Origin of the sequence: Pseudomonas sp. St386, from assembly GCF_018325865.1 — a bacterium.
GTDB lineage: Bacteria > Pseudomonadota > Gammaproteobacteria > Pseudomonadales > Pseudomonadaceae > Aquipseudomonas > Aquipseudomonas brassicacearum.
The window spans coordinates 773,657-796,597 of sequence record NZ_AP021900.1; the positions used below are offsets into that span (position 1 = coordinate 773,657).

The 22,941-nt window shown below is 61.3% G+C and carries 16 protein-coding genes; 4 read left to right on the forward strand and 12 right to left on the reverse strand.

Annotated features, from left to right (window positions below):
• Positions 1 to 239 precede the first annotated feature (239 nt).
• The 3 genes from KI235_RS03310 to KI235_RS03320 all read left to right on the forward strand — a co-directional run bounded on the left by KI235_RS03310 (position 240) and on the right by KI235_RS03320 (position 2,434).
• Positions 240 to 1,016: a hypothetical protein gene (locus tag KI235_RS03310; RefSeq protein ID WP_003197396.1), complete on the forward strand. Its 777-nt coding sequence runs from the start codon at positions 240 to 242 to the stop codon at positions 1,014 to 1,016.
• A 57-nt stretch (positions 1,017 to 1,073) separates the two neighbouring features.
• On the forward strand, positions 1,074 to 1,802 hold the full coding sequence (locus KI235_RS03315; RefSeq protein WP_013692158.1) for a hypothetical protein: 729 nt from the start codon (positions 1,074 to 1,076) through the stop codon (positions 1,800 to 1,802).
• A 242-nt stretch (positions 1,803 to 2,044) separates the two neighbouring features.
• Complete coding sequence (locus KI235_RS03320) at positions 2,045 to 2,434, forward strand: hypothetical protein (protein ID WP_244864275.1); 390 nt, start codon at positions 2,045 to 2,047, stop codon at positions 2,432 to 2,434.
• Positions 2,435 to 2,463: 29 nt separating this feature from the next.
• Here KI235_RS03320 and KI235_RS03325 read toward each other — a convergent pair whose 3' ends face one another.
• The 7 genes from KI235_RS03325 to prmA form a co-directional block, all read right to left on the reverse strand.
• Positions 2,464 to 5,238 (reverse strand): hybrid sensor histidine kinase/response regulator, encoded by a 2,775-nt coding sequence (locus KI235_RS03325; protein WP_212795487.1) that lies wholly within the window; start codon positions 5,236 to 5,238, stop codon positions 2,464 to 2,466.
• 99 nt (positions 5,239 to 5,337) lie between these two features.
• Positions 5,338 to 6,633: a phosphoribosylamine--glycine ligase gene (purD, locus tag KI235_RS03330; RefSeq protein WP_003197406.1), complete on the reverse strand. Its 1,296-nt coding sequence runs from the start codon at positions 6,631 to 6,633 to the stop codon at positions 5,338 to 5,340.
• 205 nt (positions 6,634 to 6,838) lie between these two features.
• Complete coding sequence (gene purH / locus KI235_RS03335; protein ID WP_028237504.1) at positions 6,839 to 8,446, reverse strand: bifunctional phosphoribosylaminoimidazolecarboxamide formyltransferase/IMP cyclohydrolase; 1,608 nt, start codon at positions 8,444 to 8,446, stop codon at positions 6,839 to 6,841.
• 83 nt (positions 8,447 to 8,529) lie between these two features.
• Positions 8,530 to 8,850 (reverse strand): DNA-binding transcriptional regulator Fis, encoded by a 321-nt coding sequence (gene fis / locus KI235_RS03340; protein WP_003186237.1) that lies wholly within the window; start codon positions 8,848 to 8,850, stop codon positions 8,530 to 8,532.
• Complete coding sequence (dusB, locus tag KI235_RS03345; protein WP_003197413.1) at positions 8,847 to 9,854, reverse strand: tRNA dihydrouridine synthase DusB; 1,008 nt, start codon at positions 9,852 to 9,854, stop codon at positions 8,847 to 8,849. The genes fis and dusB overlap by 4 nt, the downstream gene beginning before the upstream one ends.
• Before the next feature lie 185 nt (positions 9,855 to 10,039).
• Positions 10,040 to 11,266, reverse strand: a complete 1,227-nt coding sequence (locus KI235_RS03350) for a DUF3426 domain-containing protein (protein ID WP_003197414.1) — start codon at positions 11,264 to 11,266, stop codon at positions 10,040 to 10,042.
• 30 nt (positions 11,267 to 11,296) lie between these two features.
• A complete protein-coding gene (prmA, locus tag KI235_RS03355; protein WP_003197416.1) occupies positions 11,297 to 12,175 on the reverse strand; it encodes a 50S ribosomal protein L11 methyltransferase in 879 nt (292 codons plus the stop codon).
• 194 nt (positions 12,176 to 12,369) lie between these two features.
• On the opposite strand from prmA, the gene KI235_RS03360 reads away from it, so the two are divergent.
• Entirely contained in the window at positions 12,370 to 16,341 is a 3,972-nt protein-coding gene (locus KI235_RS03360) for a type III effector 1 (RefSeq protein WP_185047008.1), read from the forward strand.
• An 80-nt stretch (positions 16,342 to 16,421) separates the two neighbouring features.
• Here the strand turns inward: KI235_RS03360 and accC are convergent, their stop codons facing one another.
• The 5 genes from accC to KI235_RS03385 form a co-directional block, all read right to left on the reverse strand.
• Positions 16,422 to 17,777, reverse strand: a complete 1,356-nt coding sequence (accC, locus tag KI235_RS03365) for an acetyl-CoA carboxylase biotin carboxylase subunit (RefSeq protein WP_003197421.1) — start codon at positions 17,775 to 17,777, stop codon at positions 16,422 to 16,424.
• 17 nt (positions 17,778 to 17,794) lie between these two features.
• Positions 17,795 to 18,259 carry an acetyl-CoA carboxylase biotin carboxyl carrier protein gene (gene accB / locus KI235_RS03370; RefSeq protein ID WP_003197423.1) on the reverse strand — a complete coding sequence of 155 codons (465 nt, stop codon included), beginning with the start codon at positions 18,257 to 18,259 and terminating at the stop codon, positions 17,795 to 17,797.
• A 48-nt stretch (positions 18,260 to 18,307) separates the two neighbouring features.
• Complete coding sequence (gene aroQ / locus KI235_RS03375; RefSeq protein ID WP_003197425.1) at positions 18,308 to 18,760, reverse strand: type II 3-dehydroquinate dehydratase; 453 nt, start codon at positions 18,758 to 18,760, stop codon at positions 18,308 to 18,310.
• 267 nt (positions 18,761 to 19,027) lie between these two features.
• Positions 19,028 to 20,974 carry a methyl-accepting chemotaxis protein gene (locus KI235_RS03380; protein ID WP_003197427.1) on the reverse strand — a complete coding sequence of 649 codons (1,947 nt, stop codon included), beginning with the start codon at positions 20,972 to 20,974 and terminating at the stop codon, positions 19,028 to 19,030.
• A 52-nt stretch (positions 20,975 to 21,026) separates the two neighbouring features.
• The gene (locus KI235_RS03385) at positions 21,027 to 22,697 is read right to left on the reverse strand and encodes a PleD family two-component system response regulator (protein ID WP_013692163.1); all 1,671 of its coding nucleotides are present in this window, start codon (positions 22,695 to 22,697) and stop codon (positions 21,027 to 21,029) included.
• Positions 22,698 to 22,941: the final 244 nt, after the last annotated feature.

Below are 22,941 nucleotides of genomic sequence, written 5' to 3' on the forward strand. Positions count from 1 at the left end.
GACTCATTGCGAAAGACATCGCCGGAGTCTATCAGCCTCTGAATCGACTGTCGGCATTTGATTGGTTGAAGTGGAAAGGGTGGTGTTTTATTCGAGCGTTTTTTTGACTTTATTTGATGGCTGTTAATGGGCGGTTTTATTTTGAAGTTACAAGTAGAGAGTTGTTGAGTCTGGTTCGGTTGATTAATGTGGGGCTGCAAGTCATGGAGTGGCTTGCTTAATAATTTAAGGAGTAAGTGATGAGTTTTGAAATGTGTGATAGCGCTGTAGCCGCCTGTGTGGCGCGGTTGGAAAGTTATGATATTTACCCTGATGTCAGTCCTCGTTCGTTGTATGTGGGCGATGTTGAGCCACCGGCGAAGGGATCGGTTGTCGGTGAAGGCATCCTGGCGTTCGCCGGTGGTCTTTCTCCACAGCATCAAGAGGATGCGCAGCATGCTTTTCTCTTTGCTTCCCTGGTCGCCAACAGGCAATACCCTCTCGAATCCCAAGGACGAGAGTGGTACTACAAGTTTGTTGAAGTCATGACGAACGCCGGTTGGGTCGCTACGCAGCGCTTCTATGATGACCTGAGCGTCGGCGGTAACACCGTGCGGATGGACAAGCTGGTGTTGGACATCCTCGCCTCCGTAGTGTCGGGTATTGCCCTCGGAAGCGCGACTTCGGCGTTGCTGTTGAGGGTCGTCGACAGTGCAATCACTGCCTTGCAGAAGAAGGAAGAGACCCTGACCCTTTTTGAGCGAAACCTGCTGGAACATGGGGTAGGCGGAATGGCAGCGGGTACCTGTGTCGAAATTGACGGTGAAGTCAGCATGATGCTTGGCACCGTGCGCTTTATCCGGCGCAACAGCGCAACCCAGGTCTTGTTTGCGGATTGGAATAGCCGCGAAGTGAAGTTATATAAAGGCGAGTCGGTTTTTCGAAAAGTTCCAAGTGTTGTCGAGCGAACTCGAGATATCATTATTGGGCGGCTGGGTAATCATGCCGTAAGCAAGATCGAAGAGTACGAAATCTAAGTTCTGTTTCAATGAGGCAATCGACTATCGGTTGCCTTTTTTTAGAAGGAGTCAGGTATGGATAAGGAATATTCGGTTTTTGTTAACGCTGCGGCGATTGTTTTAGCGCCCTGCGCACTACGGCGCACGGAAGTTGACGACCTGATGAATTCGGTCTTGCTCGCACAACTGGTTGCTGATAAGAGTCTGCTGCGTGCACCAGCGGTTGATTGGTACGCCACTTATTTGGAGGTCTTGAGTGTCGCCTGGATATCAGCTGCCAAAAGGCGAAAGGATCTGCAGCCGCAAAAAGAAGATACCCATTCGCCATTGGAGTGGGTGGCGGCCATCCCCTTGGATGATCAGGTGGATCAGCAACAGCGGATCATGGCGGTGATGGAGCGTATCGCAGCGTTACCCGGCTCGCTGCCTGCGATGGGGATTGTGCGCAAGCATGTGCAAAAACAATACGAGCCTGACGCGGCACAGAGCCCGTCATCTTCCAGCCCCGTGCGCTTGCTGGTGATCGTGGCGCAAAGCCCTGTTTCGATGGCTGGTGTCTATTTGCAATTCAACACAGCGAAAGTGATCGAGGCCAATCCTTGGAGGCAGTGCTTTGATGGCAAAGACATCGACGGTTGTGTGACGGCACGTTATTTCCGCACGCAACTGAGCGAAACATTGTTCGCGCCTGCCCGTGAGGTTATCGCCCGTAAGGTCGCGGCTGCCGTGGGTGACAACATTGTCGATATCACCAAGGCTATCGATGATTCAGGTGTTCTTCCTGCCGAAGAGGTCTGCAGATGAGGGGGCCGATTCCATCTGCCGCAGTCGTTGGCGGCAGTGTCGTTTCGTTCGCCGCCGGTCTACCTGCGTCCCATCGGGAAGATGTGTACTTGAGCACGATGTATGCGCAACGGGCCACCTGGTCAGCCTATCGCGACGGGTTGTCCGGTCACTAGTTCGACTATTTCTGCAGCCAGCTCAGATTCCTGGGCTGGGACGTACCGCGCCCGCAGACGCTGTCGACCATTGAAGGTCCGATGGGGGTGGGAGCGACACAACATATCGAGGCTCGTCTTGGCGAAGCTTTTCACGCCCCGGCCAGTGGTGCGTTGGTGGCATTGGAGAGCAATCCCAAAGCGCTAGAGCTGTTCGAATCAACCAGCCTGTCGCGCGACACAGGCATTTTCCAGATGATGCCCTGTGTGCCGAACGGCACCCATCGAATTGAAATGGGCGTTTATCACTGCCAGTTCCAGCTGCGTCGACAGGCGTCTCGATTCTTGTTCATCGAGCGAGGCGACTGGGTGCGCAACAGCGTCGAGCAAATGACCGTCATCAACTTCAATACGCTGTACTACGCCACCTTCAGGGAAAAGGTAAAACGTTCAGTGCTGTCCCAAGCGTCCACCTACCTCAGTGCCCTGGAACTCTGAAGCGTGTTTGCTCGCAGGCTTGGATCGGTTCAAAAAGTCGATGCAGTCGGTTTTTGCTGATCGCGCTGGGCCACCCAGTGTTCGATCAGCTCACGCAGCTGCGACAGCTCCACCGGCTTGGCCATGTGACCGTCCATCCCGGCCTGGCGGGCGCGTTCCTTGTGCTCGGCCAGGATGTGCGCGGTGAGCGCCACCACGGGGGTGCGGGTGCGCTGGTTACCCATTTCCCAGGCACGCAATTGCTGGGTGGCGGAAAACCCATCGAGGATCGGCATTTCGCAGTCCATCAGGACCAGGTCGTAACGCTGCTCCTTCATGGCCTTGAGGGCTTCTTCGCCGTTGCTGGCGGTATCGGGTTGCAGGTTGAGCTTGCCGAGCATGCCGCGGATGACCTTGGTGGAGATGCTGTTGTCCTCGGCCACCAGGATGCGGAAATCGCTCGGCACCTTCACCGGAATGGGAGGGCCGGCGTTTACCTGCACATTCGTTGCCTGGCCCCGGTTGCGCTGGTTCAGCTCGTCCGCCAGGGTGGTCTTGAGGGTATAACCGGCCACCGGTTTGGCGAGGATGCGCTTGACCCCGCTGTTGCGCGCCACGATCTTGCTCGGCGCGTTGCTGATACCGGTGAGCATGATCAACAGGATGTCGTGGTTCAGGCTCGGGTCTTCCTTGATCTTGGCCGCCAGTTGCATGCCGGTCATGCCCGGCATGTTCTGGTCCAGCAACACCACGTCGAAATAATCGCGCAGGTGCGCCTTGGTGCGCAGCAGCGCCAGGGCTTCCTTGCCCGATGGCACCGCACTGACGTTCAGGCCCCAGGCGCTGCACTGTTGCACCAGTACTTTGCGGCAGGTGTCGTTGTCGTCGACGATCAATACCCGCGCCCCTTGCAGCGGGCCATCGAGGTCGGAAGTTGGATGTTCGAGGCGATCCGGGTCCAGCGGCAAGGTCAGCCACAAGGTACTACCCTGGTTGCTACCGCTTTTGATACCGAATTCTCCGTGCATCAGGATGATCAACTGACGGGCGATGACCAGGCCCAGGTTGCCCCCCAGGCGCGTGGCCGACAGGAAATTCTTGCTGTGCAGTTCGGCGTGCATCAGCGTGTCGCGCTCTTCGGCGTCCATCGGCGTCCCGCTGTCCTGCACGGCGATGCGCAGGCGCGGCTGATTGCTGCGCTCGTCGAGGGCGACGACGATCAGCACTTCGCCCTCGTCGGTTTTCTTCAGGGCGTTTTCCAGCAGGCTCAGCAGCGCCTGGCGCAGCCGCGTAGGGTCACCGCTGATCACGCGCGGCACCTGGGGCTGGATGAAGCTGATCAGCTCGACATTCTGCTGTTCGGCCTTGGCACGGAAGATACTCAGGCAATCCTCGATCAGGGCATTGAGGTCGAACTGCACGTCGTCCAGTTCGATCTGCCCGGATTCGAGCCGGGAGATGTCGAGGATCTCGTTGATCAGGGTCAGCAGCTCATTGCCGGCGCTGTGGATCGTCTGCACGTAGTCGCGTTGCTTGACCGACAGCGGCGTACCCAGCAGCAGCTCGGTCATGCCCAGCACGCCGTTCATCGGGGTGCGGATCTCGTGGCTGATCTTGGCCAGGAACTCGGCCTTGGCATTGATCTCGGCATTGCTCGCCGCCAGGTCGCGGCTGATGCTGAACCGGCTTTCGTTGATCGAGCGCTGGCGCTCGCCCAGGGCGACACTCATCAACAGGCCGCTGATGCAGATGAAGATCAGCAGGGTGATGATCAGGCCTTGGGGAGGAACCTCCGTGAGCCCTTGCAGTGCCGGAAGGATGATCAACGTGCCCAGGTTGAAGACCACCATGGCCGCGACGAACAGCCGGGCCGGGCGGTAGCCCTTTTGCCAGTGCCAGGCGCTGACGAGCAGCATGCTCAGGCCGGCCAGGGCCACGAGGGCGTAGGTCATGATATTGAGCGGCAGCGTGTTGACGAACAACAGCAACAGGCTGCACAGCATGACGAGCACGATGTCCCCCAGCAGCAGCCGATTCAACGGGTGCGGCCCCAGGGGCGCAAAGAAACGGTAGGCGAACATCAGGCCGCAGGGCGCCGTCAGCAGCAAGGCCAGGTAGGCCCCGGGCGTCTGGACGGCTGGCCAGTCGGGCAGCCAGGGCCCGGCCAGGTTCAGCAACAGCGCCAGGCTGAGCATCAGCAACCCTTCACAGGCTGCCAGCCACAGGCAACTGCGTGAACGGGTGTAGGCATAGCGGGTGAGGTTGTGCAGGACCAGCATGGCGATGCAGCCGAACAGCAACCCGTAGATCAGCGTCTGGTTCTGATCGGCCGCAGCCACGACTGCCGATTGCAAGGTGATGTAGGGGCGCAGTTCATGGCGCGAGGACAGTCGCAGGTAGACGTCCAGCGATTTGTCGCTGCGTGGAAGGGGCAGCATGAAATCGCTGCTGGGTACCACCGGTTCGGTATGCGGCGTGGCATTGCCGCTGATTTGTTGGTCAACCAGGGCATCGCCGTCCAGCACATAGAGGTTCAGGCGTGACAGGTCGGGGGCGAAGATGCGCAGGATCTGTTCATGCCGGTCGGGGGCCAGGCGGAAACGCAACCACAATGCCCCGCCGGGCTCGGCGGCCTTGAGGCGGTCCAGGTCGATGGGGCTGAATTGATTGGTGTAGCGGGCAGAACGGATGTCGCTCAGCGTGAGGTCGCCCTGTTCGTCGAGCAATACCGCCCAGCCACTGCCTGGCGCGGCCTGGGCCGGGAGCATGCAGAGCATCGTCAGCAGGGTGACGGTAAGGCCTATGGCAATCCTGAGCCAGCGCACGGCGAAATCCCTTCGTAGGTTGATGCCAGATTATAACTATGCGCGGCGCCGGAACAGTCAGGCAAGGGCCGTAGACCCTTGCCTGGCTGAATGGCTGGGTTATTCCAGATTTTCGCCACGCTCGCGGGCAATGGCGCGGTAGCCAATGTCCTTGCGGTAGAAGCAACCTTCCCAGTCGATCTCGGCGGCAAGCTTGTAGGCCTGCTGCTGAGCTTCGTCGACACTGGCGCCCATGGCGGTGGCGCACAGCACACGACCACCGGCGGTGACCACTTGCCCATCCTTCAACGCCGTGCCTGCATGGAAGACCTTGCCTTCCAGGCGGGCTGCGGCGTCCAGGCCCTGGATCGCGCTACCTTTGGCGTAGTCGCCTGGGTAACCGCCAGCCGCCAATACGACACCGACGCTTGGGCGCGGATCCCACTGGGCTTCGACCTTGTCCAGTGCCTGGGCCAGTGCGGCCTCGACCAGCAGGACCAGGCTCGATTGCAGGCGCAGCATTACCGGCTGAGTCTCAGGATCGCCGAAACGGCAGTTGAATTCGATGACTTTTGGGTTACCAGCCTTGTCGATCATCAGGCCGGCATAGAGGAAACCGGTGTAGACGTTGCCTTCTTCGGCCATGCCACGCACGGTCGGCCAGATCACCAGGTCCATGACGCGCTGGTGCACTTGGGCAGTCACCACCGGGGCCGGGGAGTAGGCGCCCATGCCGCCGGTGTTCGGGCCGCTGTCGCCGTCGCCGACACGCTTGTGGTCCTGGCTGGTGGCCATTGGCAGGACGTTCTTGCCATCGACCATGACGATGAAGCTGGCTTCCTCGCCGTCGAGGAACTCTTCGATCACCACGCGGGAACCGGCGTCACCGAAGGCATTGCCGGCGAGCATGTCGCGCACGGCGTCTTCGGCTTCGGCCAGGGTCATGGCAACGATTACGCCTTTACCGGCCGCGAGGCCGTCGGCCTTGATCACGATCGGTGCGCCTTTCTCGCGCAGGTACGCCAGGGCCGGTTCGATTTCGGTGAAGTTCTGGTAGTCGGCGGTCGGGATCTTGTGACGCGCCAGGAAATCCTTGGTGAACGCTTTCGAGCCTTCCAGCTGCGCGGCACCGGCAGTCGGGCCGAAGCAGTCCAGGCCACGGGCGCGGAACAGATCGACCACGCCGGCGACCAGCGGCACTTCCGGGCCGACGATGGTCAGCGAGACGTTCTTCTCGGCGAAGTCGGCCAGTTGCTCCAGGGCCAGCACGTCGATGGCGACGTTTTCGCATTTGGCTTCGATGGCGGTGCCGGCATTGCCCGGTGCCACGAAAACCTTCTGCACACGTGGATCCTGGGCTACTTTCCAGGCCAGGGCGTGTTCGCGGCCACCGCTGCCAATGATCAAAACATTCATTTCAAAAACCTCGGATGACGCTGATTCTGGATGCAGCGCTAAAGCTGCCTTTCTGTGGGAGCGAGCTTGTGTGGGAGCTGGGCTTGTGTGGGAGCAAGGCTTGCCCGCGATAGCATCACCTCGGTTTGCCTGATGGACCGAGTTGCCTGCATCGCGGGCAAGCCTTGCTCCCACACCAACCCAGCTCCCACAGTGGGTCGGTGTATCAGTGACGGAAGTGACGCATGCCCGTAAAGACCATTGCGATGCCGGCCTCATCGGCAGCCGCAATCACTTCATTGTCACGCATCGAACCACCCGGCTGGATCACGGCGGTGATGCCGACCTTCGCCGCGTTGTCGATGCCGTCGCGGAACGGGAAGAATGCATCGGAGGCCATGACCGCGCCCTGTACCTGCAAGCCGGCGTGTTCAGCCTTGATGGCGGCGATGCGGGCCGAGTTCACACGGCTCATCTGGCCTGCGCCGACACCGATGGTCTGGCGGTTCTTGGCGTAGACGATGGCGTTGGATTTTACGTACTTGGCGACTTTCCAGGCGAAGATCAGGTCGTTGATTTCCTGCTCGCTCGGGGCGCGCTTGGTCACCACTTTCAGGTCTTCGCTGCCGATCATGCCAATGTCGCGGCTCTGGACCAGCAGGCCGCCATTGACGCGCTTGTAGTCCCAGGCCGGCGCACGGTCGGCCGACCATTGGCCGCAGGCCAGCAGGCGGACGTTGGCCTTGGCGGCAACGATGGCGCGGGCTTCTTCGGTGACCGAAGGGGCGATGATCACTTCGACGAACTGACGCTCGACGATGGCCTTGGCGGTCGCGGCGTCCAGTTCACGGTTGAAGGCGATGATGCCGCCGAAAGCCGATTCGGTATCGGTGGCGTAGGCCAGTTCGTAGGCCTGGCGGATACCGCCCTCGGCGTCCGGGCTTACGGCCACGCCGCACGGGTTGGCGTGCTTGACGATCACGCAGGCGGGCTTGACGAAGCTCTTCACGCATTCCAGCGCGGCGTCGGTGTCGGCCACGTTGTTGAACGACAGCTCCTTGCCTTGCAGCTGGGTGGCGGTGGCAATGCCGACTTCGGCGGGCTTGGCTTCCACGTAGAACGCCGCGCTCTGGTGCGGGTTCTCGCCGTAGCGCATTTCCTGGGCCTTGACGAACTGGGTGTTGAAGGTGCGCGGGAATTCGCTGCGGCCTTCGGTCGACAGGGTTTCAGCGGCCTGGTTCACGGTGCCCATGTAGTTGGCGATCATGCCGTCGTAGGCGGCGGTGTGTTCGAAGGCCTTGAGCATCAGGTCGAAACGCTGGGCGTAGGTCAGGCCACCGGCCTTGAGGTTTTCCAATACGCTGGCGTAGTCGCTGGCGTTGACCACGATGGTCACGTCCTTGTGGTTCTTGGCCGCCGAGCGGACCATGGTCGGGCCGCCGATGTCGATGTTCTCGATGGCGGTCGGCAGGTCGCAGCCGGGCTTGTTGATGGTGGCTTCGAACGGGTAGAGGTTGACCGCTACCAGGTCGATCGGCTTGATGCCGTGTTCGTTCATGATGGCGTCGTCGATGCCGCGACGGCCCAGGATCCCGCCGTGGATTTTCGGGTGCAGGGTCTTGACCCGACCGTCCATCATTTCTGCAAAACCGGTGTAGTCCGCGACTTCCACTGCGGCGACGCCGTTGTCCTGCAGCAGCTTGAAGGTCCCGCCGGTGGAGAGAATCTCGACGCCCAGCTGTTGCAGCTCGCGGGCGAATTCGAGGATCCCGGTCTTGTCGGAGACGCTGATCAAGGCGCGGCGGATCGGCAGGCGGGTGGTCTGGTCGGTCATTTCAATTTCCATCAAAAGCAAGGGAAGTCAGCAAAAAAGGCGACCGTTTTTTACGCGGGCGCCTTTCTGGTTTGATTGAATGCTTACAGCAGATCGTACTGCTTGAGTTTCTTGCGCAGGGTGCCGCGGTTCAGGCCCAGCAGCTCACTGGCTTTGGTCTGGTTGCCCTTGACGTAGTTCATCACGCTTTCGAGCAGAGGCGCCTCGACTTCGGAAAGCACCAGGTTGTACACATCCGTGACGGCAGCGCCCTCAAGGTGGGCGAAATAATTGTGCAGCGCCTTCTCGACACTCCCGCGAAGGGTCTGGCCTTCTTCGCTGGGCGTATTGAGGTGCTGTTTCAAATTCACGTTGTCGCTCACGGGTGTTGTTCCACTCACTAAAGTCTCGGTCATCATCGTCATGCGGCCACCCCTTCGTCCCCTGTCAGGCTCTTGTAACGCTCAGCGAAGAACGCCTGAACGTCGGCGCATTGTGCTTGCGTACCATCCAAACGATTGAAACGGGCGCGAAACTCCCTGGCGCCCGGCAGGGTTGCGAGATACCAGCCCACATGCTTGCGAGCAATGCGTACACCCATGACTTCTCCGTAGAAGGCATGTAGCGCGGCCAGATGCTCTAGCAGAATACGTTCCACCTCGGACAACTGCGGCGGCGCGAGTTTTTCGCCCGTGCGCAGGAAGTGTTCGATCTCACGAAAAATCCATGGCCGCCCCTGTGCGGCCCGGCCAATCAACAGGCCATCGGCCCCGGTCGCGTCCAGCACGTACCGGGCCTTCTCGGGCGAATCGACGTCGCCATTGGCAAACACCGGAATCGACACCGCCTGCTTGATCGCGGCGATGGTGTCGTACTCGGCTTCGCCGGTGTACAGGTCGGCACGGGTGCGGCCATGGACCGCCAGCGCCGTGATGCCCGCCTGTTCGGCGATCTTCGCCACCACCAGGCCATTCTTGTTCTCCCGGTCCCAGCCGGTGCGTATCTTCAGGGTCACCGGCACATCCACTGCGGCGACGACCGCCTGCAGGATCTCGGTGACCAGCGCTTCATCTTTCAACAGCGCCGAGCCTGCGGCCTTGTTGCAGACCTTCTTCGCCGGGCAGCCCATGTTGATGTCGATGATCTGCGCCCCCAGCTCGACATTCGCCCGGGCCGCCTCCGCCAGCATCTGTGCGTCGCCACCGGCGATCTGTACCGAGCGGGGCTCGGGATCACCTTCGTGGATCATGCGCAGACGCGATTTGCGGGTGTTCCACAAACTCATGTCGCTGGTGACCATTTCCGAAACCACCAATCCTGCACCCAGTCGCTTGCACAACTGACGAAAGGGCTGGTCGGTGACCCCCGCCATAGGGGCGAGAATCAGGCCGTTCTGCAATGTATATGGGCCGATGCGTACCGCCGACATAGGACTTCCCTGAAGTGGGGCCGGATCATGAGACTTCGAAAAAGGGTTGGCATGATACCCGCTCTCGATGACTGGATAAAGATCGAATTGGATAAAATCTGAACAGCTATTTTGTTATCGCCAGCGGTTTGGTCTGGGTGGGGCCAGTCAGAAAGCTGCCGTCAATTGGCCGACCCTGGCCGGCTTCATTCGGGGGAATGGAAGCTCAGACTGTAGTTTACCGCTTTGGGGCCAGGGTCCAGGATATCCAGCGCGATGTGAATGGGCGTCTGGGGCGGCATTTCGCCGCGGTCCTCGAGGTCGCCACCCAGGTACTCGCCGGGCTTGAAGCGACGGCTGGCGATCAGGTGTCCGTTGAGGTCGGCAAAGCGCAACTCCAGCAACGGAAAAGGTTGGGAGAAGGGCGCACGGTTGTAGATGATCGCGTCCACCACCAGGGCTCCGCTGAACTCCGGATGGCTGCGCACCACCAGGTTGCTGCTCTTGATCTTGGCGATGTCGACCTTGGACGGTACTTCGCAGCCGATGGTCGGACAGATTTGCAGGAACCACGGCCGGTACTGGTCCTGGCGGGCCAGTTCTTCGAAATGGTAGGCGATGTACTGGCCGCCCAAGGCCGCGCTGGCGAGCAGTATCAACAGGCCCCACAACAAGCGTCGGCCCCAGGGCGAGCGGCGTTTGCGCCAGTCCAGTTGCAGCGGGTCGTCGTCCAGGTCGTGGAGGGCTTCGGCGCGTATCCCCGGCTCCTGGCGCTCCCGTGACTTGCGCAATGGCGCCAGTTGCTCGGGTTCGTCGTCGTGGTCGTCGGTGGCAGACAGGCGCTCGAGGTGTTCGTCGGGCTCGTCGTCCGGCGCCAGGTGGAGCGGGGCGACCGGTTCGTCGTCCGGTTCCAGTGGTTCAAGGGCCAGGGACAGGGACGGCTCGGTGCGCGGTGGCCGGGCCGGTTCGTGGGGTTCGAACGGTTCGATGGGGTCCTGGAGGACGGCTTCGACGCGCTCGCTGGAAGATTCGCTGTACAGGCTGTCGGGCCAGGCTTGCTGTTCGCTGGAGAGCGAGTCGCGTTGCGCGCTGAGGTTGTCTTCCCGGCGCCGGCCGGTATTGCCTGGCGCGCGATTGTCGCGTCGCTCCAGGCGCGCCAGCTCCTTGTCCAGGTCATCCAGATCCAGCTCGGCCGCGCTCCATTGTTTCTGGCTGATCGCCCGGGGCGGGGCTTCGACCGCAGGTTTGGCGGTCGGCGCGACGGCAGGCGCCGGTTGCTTGGCAGTGCGTTGTTCCAGCAACTGTCGTGCGGCATTGAACACTTGCAGGCACGAGCCGCAACGAACCACCCCGCGGGCCACGCTCAATTGAGCATGGCTGACGCGAAAACGGGTATGGCAATGCGGGCACTGGGTGACGAAACTGTCAGTCATGCGGCAATCCGGTGGATACAGGCGCTCATTCTAGCGCCGACGTCCGGTGATGCGCACCCAGCCATCGCGATTGGCGATCGGGTCCAGGTCAAAATCCGCGGCATAAGCGGCGGCGACTTCTTCACCCTGTTCGGCCAAGATGCCCGACAGCGCCAGGCGTCCGCCCGGCTTGACCAGGCTCGACAGTTGCGGCGCCAGGGACACCAGCGGGCCGGCGAGGATGTTGGCCACCAGCACGTCGGCCTGGACCTGTGGCAAGTCCTGCGGCAAGTACAGCGGGAACAGGGCTTCGGCAATGTTGTTGCGCCCGGCGTTGTCGCGGGAAGCTTCCAGGGCCTGGACGTCGATGTCGGTGCCGACGGCTTCCCGGGCGCCCAGCAGGAGCGCGGCAATCGCCAGGATCCCCGAGCCGCAGCCGAAGTCGAGTACGTTGCAGCCCTTCAGGTCCTGGGCGTCGAGCCATTCCAGGCACAGTGCGGTGGTCGGGTGGGTGCCGGTGCCGAACGCCAGGCCCGGGTCCAGCAGCAGGTTGACCGCGTCCGGCTCTGGCGCGGCGTGCCAGCTCGGGACAATCCACAGGCGCTGGCCGAAACGCATCGGCTGGAAATTGTCCATCCAGCTGCGTTCCCAGTCCTGGTCCTCGATCACTTCGCTGTGATGCTCGGGCAGCGGGCTGCCGGTCAGCAGCTCGAGATGGGCCAGTACGCTGGCCGCCTCGGTGCCGCCTTCGAACAGGGCCAGCAGGTGGGTATGGGACCACAGCGGGGTGGTGTTGAGCTCCGGCTCGAAGATCGGCTGGTCTTCGGCGTCCATGAAGGTTACCGATACGGCGCCTACTTCAAGAAACGCGTCTTCGTAGGTTTCGGCTTGTTCCGGGCTGATGGCCAGACGTACTTGCAGCCAAGGCATGGCGGGCACCTTTGGAAAAAAATCTACAGGGGGCAGCGCAGGGCTGCAAAGGCGCGCAGTGTACGCCAGGTCGCGGGCAAAGTGGATAAGCGAGTCTCGCGCCGTCCGGGTGGGTGTTTCGATATATATATGTATGCCATGGGCGTATCGCCGGGCGGATAAGGTGCCGGTCCACACAGCAGGGAGGAATGTGAATGGACATCACTGCCGAACGGCAAAGCAACATGGCGCGCACGGGGCCGGTCTCTTCCCCGCAGGCGGCGACTGCACAAATGACCCTGGAGAAATTGACGCGTTGGCAGGCGGCTATCGACGCGCGACTGCAAACCCAGATGAGTTTGCTGGAGGTGCTGGAAGAGTACCTGCTGGTCGAGCTGCGCACCCACTATCACCAAGGCAACATCGATCCGCACTTCATCGACACCCTGCTCGACACGGTGTTGCAGCGCATGATCGACCAGGCGCCTGTGGTTTATGACGAAGCGCAGGACGTGCCCTACCGTTGGCCCGAGGGGGTAGACCTGGGGTTTGCTCCCGAGCGCCGGGAGTGCGTTGCCCAGGCGGTGGAAAGCGCGGCGTCGAGGTTTGTCAGTCACTACGAGGATTATCTGCGGCGGCATTGGCGAATGGTGTCGCAGGATGTCTCGCTCGAAGCACTGGTCAGGCAAAAGCTTGACGAGCATCGGGTCGCGGTCGACGGGCTTTTTCAGCCTGACCATCTGGCCGGCCTGGACGTCGATCAGTTGCGAGAGCAGATCGAAGAACTCCAGGACGCCTGGCGCCAGACGAGTCGCTTGACGGCGTTGGCAACAACCCGTGAGCGGCGGGATCTTGGAGCGGTCGCGCGATTGCAGTTGCCGCATTGGCTGCGGGGGTTGAGCAATCCAGATCGTGAACGGCTGCGGGCTTTTGAAAACCAGACCGTGCTGGCGCAGGCACAAGTCGATGAACTGATCGATGGCCTGGGTTCGCTGCGGGCCTTCGCTCTGCAATTGGCCAGGGACTATGTCAGGGATGAATTGGACATGCTGGTCGAGCCTGACAGCATTCGCGTGCAGTTACAGTGGCGAACGGTGATGGGCCAGCCGGTGCACACCTACAGCCTGAGTGAGCTGGTGGCGGTAGGCCCGGTACGACCGGACGCGGTGTCGGTGTTCCTGGTGGAAAATGGCGGCATGCTGCGTAACCAGTCCCTTTCGCCAGCCTTCATCGGTCGATTGTTGGCAGACGTCGATGCGCCTGCCGGGTACCTGCAAGCACTGGCCGACCGATATGAACGAGCGGACCTTAAAGAGGCCATGTTCGATTGGTTTTTGGCGCGGCTGCAGCACAGTGCATTTATCGCGCGTTGCGCGGGCCAGTTGTCGGCGACCGGTCATGACTCGCTCAGTGCCCTATGGGAGAGCGACGTTGCGACGCCAACCGCCAGCGTGTGGCGTGTCGCCGACCTTGTGCTTCCCAATGGCTTGAAGTGTGCCGATCTTCTTCTGTTCTATCGCGAAGATGTGGGCGACGACGTCAGCGGTCTGCTGCTGTATGCCCCGGGCAAACCCGATGGCCATGAGTGGGTCGAATTGACCTCGCTTCGGGCGTTGAGCGGGGAGGTCGGTGCCTGGACCCAACATGAAGCTGGTCGCGAGTATCTGCTGCAGCAACTCTCTGTGATCGATCAAGGGCGGGCCCGGGAATACTTTGCCGGCGTGGCGCAGAAACCTGCCTCGTGGGACCTGGGCAGAGACCTCAGGGGAGCGGTCAGCGATTTCAGGGCTGGTCTTCGCAACGCGGTCTTGACCGGCCTGGCCAATAACCTGATGCAGGTGGAGCTGAACGAGTCGCCTCGCTGGTACTCGGCGCTGCCGCTTGAGTCTCGGCGCAACATCAGCGGCTTGAACCAGGAGTTTCTGGTTCAGCGGCAGGTGTTCGATGAGCAGATGGTCGACTATGAAGTCTTCATCGACTTCGCCAAGCGCACCTTCGCCCATTTGATTGCGCCGTACCTGCGCAGCAAGGGGGTGCTTGAAGCGGTCGATCCAGCCACTGTGCTCATCGACTACAGCACCGGGCTGGCAACCGAGAAAAAAACCGCCAGCCTGTTGGACCTGGCCATTTTTGGATACGAGCACAGCTCGGATATCGACGACCCCGCAAAAGGCGTGCGTTCTTCTGTCGGGCAGGACTTGAAGCAGGTTCGCAGCGCCGAATTGGCGTCGTACATTCGCGTGGCTTACCTGGGGGAACGATATGCCAAGCACATCCGCGCCACCTTTCTCGATGCCAAGGACCCTGAGTATCTGAAACGCCGCGAGGCATGCCGCTACATGCTGTTGGCCCGGATGGATCGCGACCTGCGTGTGGCCCATGGCAAGTCGATGTTGAACACCGACGAATTCCAGTGGCTCACCCGGCAAGTCACGCTGCTAAGCGATGGGAGGCCGGTGAGCAGCGCCACGCACCCCAGCGCCGCCGTGACGCGCGAAGGCGTGATCAAGTTGACCGTCGGCGGTCATGTCGTGCAAGGGGTCTACGTTTTCACCTACTTCGACCCTAAGGTTTTTTACTGGTTGTATACACCCGACGCTCCGGACGGGATCCTGTTTCGCAAGTACCTGGACTTCTCCGGAAGCATTGCGGCGCAACTGCATCATTACGTACTGGAGCGGATCGCACTGAGCGCGCGAGCCTCTGCAGGACGTTCGCTGGTGGCTTTGGCGAGCGGGAGCGCGCGGGTCGATACAGTGCGCGAATTCAATCGGGTCATGGACATCAGCGCTGAATTCGATGCCTGCATCGAGCGCGCTGTCACCGATGTGGAGGACATCACCACAAGCCGTGCCGAAATGATCAGGGATCAGGTGTTCAAAGGGTTGATCTTCGCGGCGGCTCCTGTGTGCATGGTCTACCCCCCGTTTGCCTTGTTGCTGGACATTGGCTTGGTGGCTGTCAGCGCCGGGCAGGCAGTCGAGGCGCATGGGCAGGGCGACACGGAAGGCGCGCTTGGCCACTGGCTGGCCGCGACCTGGGGGACGCTGTTCGCCACGCTCGGTGCCGCAAGCATGGCCAGGCTGCTAGGGCGTGCGGCCAGGAACCTGAAGCTCGCGGTGAAACCCCTGTCATTGTCCGCTCAACGCTTGAGGCGCGCGACATCGGGCATCGTCAAAGAAGCCGGGCCGGTGATCCCGCCCATACGCCTGAAGCCGCAGCAGGCGGTCAGCAGAGTACCGGAGCACTTGCAGCCGGTGACCGAAGAGGGGATTTTTTTTGGCACCTATCGCAGCCCACCCAGCGCAACGCAACCGCGAAGCGCCCACTACATACGGAGCAGGGGTCGGTACTACCAGGTGACGGAGGATCCCTACTTCGGCGGGTTGTGCCTGGTGGATGCCAGGCGTCCCGGCGCGTTGTACAAACTACCCATCCGCAGGCTGGCGAATGGCAAGTGGACCCATAACAAGGTCGGCTTGAGAGGCGGCAATGACCATGTGCGCAACCTTGGGAGAGTAGGGGATCTGCGGGAGGCGTTTCCCGGGCATGTCTTCCCGGACGCGACCAGGGGCGCGTTGCAGGGCGAGGCTGTGGTGGCAAGGTTCAGCGAGGCGGCGGACAACTATCTGTTCTCGCTGAATGCGCAAACGTGTGTGATCGCTTCGTTGTACAACCCTGCCACCAAGATGGGGGCGGTCATTCATTTCGATCACAACATCCGTGCGCTGATCGAGCGCAGCGTCCGGGATGTGATGCGGCGCCTGGGGGGATCGCCCAAGGATATTCGTGCCACGCTGGTGGGTGGGGATTGGCTGACGGGGGCTGACATTGGCGAGCCGGTCCGGTTGGTGATGAGGCGCCAGGGTCTGCAACCCACCTGGGATCACTGGTCGTATTCTTCCTGCTTCGGGAATAACTATGGTGTTGCGCTGGATCTGCGCAGTGGTATCACCTCTGTGTTCAAGACCTCGCAGAGTCAGGTCGAACGCTACTACGTACCCGTGCTGGCGAGGGCGAAGCGGGGTTCTGATCCGGTATCGGTACGTGCGCGCGGGTTCATGACGCGCTTGCGCAGCGAACCGTTGGTGGCCAATGCCAACGGTGCCGTTCGCACCCATCAGGGCCGGTCGGCGACTGCGGCGCAACTTGCCTTGCAGGAATTCTCTACGGTGATGCTGGGCTGATGCCGTTGCCCGCATCGTGAGCGACAGGCAAAAAAAGACCCCGGCCAATGGACCGGGGTCTTTTTACATCACTTGAAGCATCAGTGCTGGTTGCCCAGCTTGTGTTCCAGGTAATGGATGTTGACGCCACCTTTGCAGAAGCCTTCGTCACGTACGAGGTCGCGGTGCAGCGGGATGTTGGTCTTGATCCCGTCGACCACGATTTCGTCCAGCGCATTGCGCATGCGCGCCATGGCTTCGTCACGGGTCGCCCCGTAGGTGATCAGCTTGCCGATCAACGAATCGTAGTTCGGTGGAACGGCATAACCGCTGTACAGGTGCGAATCGACACGAACGCCATTGCCGCCCGGGGCATGGAAATGCTTGACCGTGCCTGGGCTTGGCATGAAGGTTTTCGGGTCTTCGGCGTTGATCCGGCATTCCAGCGCGTGACCGCGGATGACCACGTCATCCTGGGTGAACGACAGCTTGTTGCCTGCGGCGATGCTGAGCATCTCCTTGACGATGTCGATACCGGTGACCATTTCCGAAACCGGGTGCTCCACCTGAACACGGGTGTTCATTTCGATGAAGTAGAAACGACCGTTCTCGTACAGGAACTCGAAGGTACCGGCGCCGCGATAGCCGATGTCGATGCAGGCCTTGACGCAACGCGCCAGGACTTCCTCGCGAGCCTGCTCGTCGATGCCCGGTGCCGGCGCTTCTTCGAGGACCTTCTGGTGACGACGTTGCAGCGAGCAATCGCGGTCGCCCAGATGGATCGCGTGGCCCTGGCCGTCGGACAGTACCTGGACTTCGACGTGACGTGGGTTGGTCAGGAATTTTTCCAGGTAGACCATCGGGTTGCCGAACGCCGCGCCAGCTTCGGAGCGGGTCAGTTTCGCCGAGGAGATCAGGTCTTCTTCCTTGTGTACCACGCGCATGCCGCGACCACCGCCGCCGCCAGCGGCCTTGATGATCACCGGATAACCGACTTCGCGACCGATGCGCAAAGCGGTTTCTTCGTCTTCAGGCAGTGGGCCGTCGGAACCCGGAACGGTCGGCACACCCGCCGCGATCATGGCGTGCTTGGCCGAGACCTTGTCGCCCATCAGGCGGATGGTGTCGGCTTTCGGGCCAATGAAGGCAAAACCGGAATTTTCGACCTGTTCGGCGAAGTCGGCGTTTTCCGCCAGGAAGCCGTAGCCAGGGTGAATGGCGGTAGCGCCGGTCACTTCGGCAGCGGCGATGATCGCCGGGATGTGCAGGTAGGAGTGCGCAGCCGACGCCGGACCGATGCAGACGGATTCGTCCGCCAGGCCCAGGTGCATCAGTTCTTTGTCGGCCTTGGAGTAAACGGCGACGGTCTTGATGCCCATCTCTTTGCAGGCACGCAGAATCCGCAGGGCGATCTCACCGCGGTTAGCGATCAGAACTTTTTCCAACTTCGCAGTCATCAAAGGCTCTCCGCGGTTCAAACGATGGTGAACAGCGGTTGGTCGTACTCAACCGGCTGGCCGTCTTCGACGAGGATGGACTCGATCACACCGCTGGTTTCAGCTTCGATGTGGTTCATCATCTTCATGGCTTCGACGATGCACAGGGTGTCGCCTTTCTTCACGGTCTGGCCGACTTCAACGAAGGACGGCGAGGATGGCGAAGACTTGCGATAGAACGTGCCCACCATTGGCGAACGGGCGACAGTGCCGTTGAGCGCTGGCGCAGCCGGTGCGGCTGGCGCTGCTGCGGCAACCGGGGCTGCTGCTGGAGCAGGCGCGGCGGCTGGAGCGTGCATCGGTGCCGGCGCATAGAACTGCTGGGCCGGGGTCTTGCTGTGGCGGCTGATGCGTACGGACTCTTCGCCTTCCTTGATCTCAAGCTCGTCGATGCCGGACTCTTCCAGCAATTCGATCAATTTCTTAACTTTACGGATATCCATGAATCATCAACTCCCAAGGGTCGGTCAGGGGCGTTTAACGCTTGTTGTTCAAGCTGTTGCCTGTTTTTCAAGCTGCTCTAGGGCGGCCTCCAGGGCCAGCCGGTAACCGCTGGCGCCAAGGCCGCAGATCACTCCCACCGCTACATCCGAGAAGTAGGAGTGATGGCGGAAAGGTTCGCGTTTGTGCACGTTGGACAAATGCACTTCGATGAATGGGATGCTCACCGCCAGCAGCGCGTCACGTAATGCGACGCTTGTGTGTGTAAAAGCTGCTGGATTGATCAAAATGAAATCCACGCCTTCGCCACGTGCGGCATGGATACGGTCGATCAATTCATATTCGGCGTTGCTTTGCAGATAGAGCAAATGATGGCCGGCGGTGCGGGCCCGCTGCTCCAGGTCCTGGTTGATCTGCGCCAGTGTCACGGCGCCGTAGACGCCCGGCTCGCGGGTGCCCAGCAGGTTCAGGTTGGGTCCGTGCAGGACCAATAGGGTCGCCATCTGCTGTTCCTTGTTATCTGTGAGCAGGTATCAGAACCTGGCGACTATGCCGCAAAGCCTTTGTGACTGTCCAGTTCTCTGCAATAGCCAGCACGATGACCGATGTTTGCGCGAAATTTGTGACCCAGGTCCCTGATCCGGTCATACGGTTGGAGCCGAACCCCTGTGGGAGCGAGCCTGCTCGCGATGACGGCGGCCCATTCAACATCAATGCAAACTGACCCAGCGCTATCGCGAGCAGGCTCGCTCCCACACTGGATCTGAGGTCTAAACCCGAAACGCCTGTACTGCCGTATGCAACCGCCCGCCCAGTACCAACAGGTTGTCGCCTTGTTCGCGCCCCTGGCCGATGCGCAGCAGGTTGTCGCCGCCCAGTTGGTGAATCCGCTCGCTGTGATCGCGGATTTCGCTGACGGCGCCGCTTTGTTGGGCGGTGACGTCGGCGATGCGTACCGCCGTATCGGAGATGGTCTGGATGGCACCGACGATCTCATCCAGCGCGCCATCAGCCGCTTGCGCCTGGTTGGCGGTGGCTTCGGCGTGTTCGACCTGGGCGCGCATGCCGTCCACCGATTGGCGCGCGGCCTGTTGCAAGCGGGCGATCAGCGTCTGGATTTCGGCGGTGGCGCCGGCCGTGCGTTGGGCCAGGGAGCGGACTTCCTCGGCCACCACCGCGAAGCCCCGGCCCATTTCCCCGGCGCGGGCGGCTTCGATGGCAGCGTTGAGGGCCAGCAGGTTGGTCTGGTCGGCAATCGAGCGAATCACCGTCAACACGCCGCCGATGGTGGCGGACTCCTCGGCCAGTTGTTCGATCATCTGCGCGTTGCCTTGTACTTCTCCCACTAACGCATGCAAGCCTGTAAGGCTCAGGCCGATGACTTTCTGTCCTTGCTCCACCGCCTGCCCGGCGCTGCGGCTGGCGTCTGCGGCCTGGCTGGCATCGCCGGCCACTTGCTGGATCGTCGCTTCCAGTTCGCTGAGAGAGTCGCGGATCAGCGCCGTGTCGCCAGCCTGATGCTCGGCGCCACTGTGCAGCTCGCCGCTCAGTTCGGCCAGGGTTCGGCTGCTACCCGCGACCTGTTCGGCGTTTACTCGAATGGTGCCCACCAGGTCCACCAGGTAAGCGCGCAGGCGATTGAGCGAAGCCTCGATGTCTTGCAATTCGCGGTTGCTGGCGCCCACGTGGATATCACGGCTGAAGTCGCCCTCGGCCCAGGTCGACAGGGCTGGAGCCAGGTGCGTCAAGGTGCGGGCCAGGCGCCGCTGCAAGGTGTCGATGAGCAGCGCAATCAGCAGGATCAAGCCAATCATCACCCCCTGGATCAAGCGAACCTCTCCCTGGATCTGCCCATGCTGGGCACGTACCGCCGGCTCCATGGCATCGATCGCCTGTTGCACGTCGGCGATTTTCAGGTGCGTGGCGCTGCTCAGTTCAGTGCGTTTCTGGATAAGTTCACGGGTGCGGGCCAATTCTGCCGGGTAGCGGCCGAGCAGGCTGTTGAGTTCGCGCTTGAGGGCGATGCCAGCATCTTCGGCGGCGGTTTTTTCTTGGGTTTCCAAACCCATCAGCGCGGCGAAATCGTCGCTGCCTGATTCGCTGCTGGCGGTGACGCCCAGCAGGGGCAGGCTGTCGAGGCGTTCGGCCTCCACACGGATGCTCGCCAGTTCCCGCTCGACGTCGGCGGCCAATTCGCTACGGCCACTGCTGACCAGTTTGTCCCGGGTGAGGGATAGGCGGCCCAGGTGCTGTGACGCGGCAAACAGCGCGGGCAAGTAGGCCGGGGCGCCATTGGCGTATTGGGCCAGTTGGTCGAGGCTGGCACTCAGTTCACGCTCGGCCTGCAGCAGCAAGGCCTGCGGATCGCCGGCCAGTTTGCCGGCGGCCAGCAGATCGGTCTTGCTGAAGCCATCGAGGTTCGACAGGCTCGGGCGCAGGGGCTTGGCCAGTGCCGGGGGAAATTGATCGAGGTCTTTTTGCAGGGTCTCCAGGGCCTGGGTGGCAGCACTCAGGCGCAAGGCGTCGCCGCTGGCCAGGTAATCCTCGATATTGCGCGCTACTTCGCCCTGGAACTGCCGCGACAATCCCAGGTAGCGCTCCATCAGCAGATAGGGTCGCTCCAGGGCGATCTGCGACCACCACAGCGTGGCTCCAAGGCCCAGGCACACGGCTACTAAAAGAAGGGTGTTGAGATTGGTCAGCAGCTTCAGGCGCATTAAAGGTCTACCAGGGGCAGAATCGTAAGAGCCTGAAGTTATTGCGTTTGCGTTACAGGTTTATGACCGAATCGGTCGATTCCGATGAAAAGGTGGCACTTTGCTTTGATTGGCGGGCGCTCTGTACCCGGTTGCGCCCGGCGTGCTTGGCGCGGTACAGCGCTTCATCCGCCTGGCTGGCCATCATCAGGCTGTCGGAGTCATCGCTCATCTCCACCACGCCGGCGCTGAAGGTGCACCACAAGTCATGGGGCTGGGCCGGGTAGTGGATTTCGGCAAAGCGCTGGCGAATTTCATCCAGCACTTTGCAGGCTGCGTCGATGTCGGTGTCGGGCATGACGATGGCGAACTCTTCGCCGCCGTAACGGCCGATGAAGTCGGTCTTGCGCAGGCGCTGCTTGAGAAACAGCGCCAGGCTCTTGATCACCCGGTCCCCCATGGGGTGGCCGTGGCTGTCATTGACCCGTTTGAAATGGTCGATGTCGAGCATGGCGAAGCTCAGGGGCTTGCCTTCGCGACGAGCACGGAAGCTGCAATCCTCGAGCAGTTGCAGGATATGGGTGTGGTTGTAGAGTCCGGTGAGGCTGTCGCGCACCATCCGCGCCTTGAGGTTGCGCGCCCGGGCGGCACGGTTGCGCACCGTGGTGATCAGGTGCCGGGGCTTGATCGGTTTGGTCAGGAAGTCGTCGCCACCTTCGCTCATGGCGTCGAGTTGCTTGTCCAGGTCGTCTTCGGCGGACAGGTAGATGATCGGCACGCTGACGTAGCGGTCGTTGTGGCGTATCACCTTGGCCAGTTCCGTGCCGGTGCAGGCGGGCATATACATGTCGAGGATGATCAGGTCGGGCTGGAAGTCCGCCAGTTCGGCCATGGCCTGGATCGGCTCGATCAGTGTGCGGGTGATGATGCCGGCGCTGTTGAGCAGGCGTTCGGTGTGCATGGCCTGGGCACGGGAGTCATCGATGATCAGCACTTTGTACGGATCGTACTGGGCAACGCAGGTCAGCACTTCGATCTTTTCCAGCAGGCTCGAGGCTTCGAGGGTGCCGGTGAGAAATTCCTGCCCACCGGCGCGCACCGCGGCCAGGCGTGTCGGCGTGTCGGTTTCCATCAAACTGAAGAACAACAGTGGCAGCGGTTGCTCCAGGCCTTCCTGGGCTTCGGCGGCCAGTTTCAGGCCGGCGCCGGGGCCGCTGAAATCCACATCCATGACGATCGCCGCCGGCAGGCGCTCGACCATCGAGGCGCGGAACGCCACGACACTGTTCAGCGCCTGGGCGCTGAGGCCGAAGAACTCCAACTGCTTGGCCAGGCGCTCGGCGCGGTCATGGTCCTGCAGCAACACGTAGATGGGTTTGCGCAGCGGCGGCAGGAAGGTTTGTTCGAGCTGGTCGCCATGGCGCAGGCCAGTACGAGACAAGCGCTGCATCAGGCGGTTGATTTCGGTGATCAGGTGGCTGCTCAGGCGCCCGCGATTGGCGTCCACCGCTTGCAGCGACTGGCTGATGCCTTGGGCCAGTTGGGAGTGCTCGGGCTGTTCGAAGCGCTCGGCAAAGCGCAGCAGGCGCAGATTGGCTTCGCTGAGTTCCGACAGGTCGGTGCTTGTCCACTCACTGCGTTGCAGGCGCTGCCAAATCTCCAGGATCTGACGAGCCTGATGAATTACCCGCTGGGCAAAGTGGTGCTTGAGGCGCTCACGGCTGGGGTCTTCTGGCTCGGTCATATCCTGACTACTAGTTAGGGTGCATGCTGAGATCGACTGGTGGCTCTATGCTAGCACCTCTTTTCCTTCGCATGAGTGTCATACGTCAATATTCTGTCCAGTCGCGAAATTCAGTTTGTGACTGACCAGTCTCGTAGGCCGATGGCAACGCTTCCTTTATAGTGCTGTTCAATTACCCTGTCGCGCCCGGCATGATTGGCGCCGCATTATCGCGTTTCAAATCAGGCACGATGGCGTAGGGTTG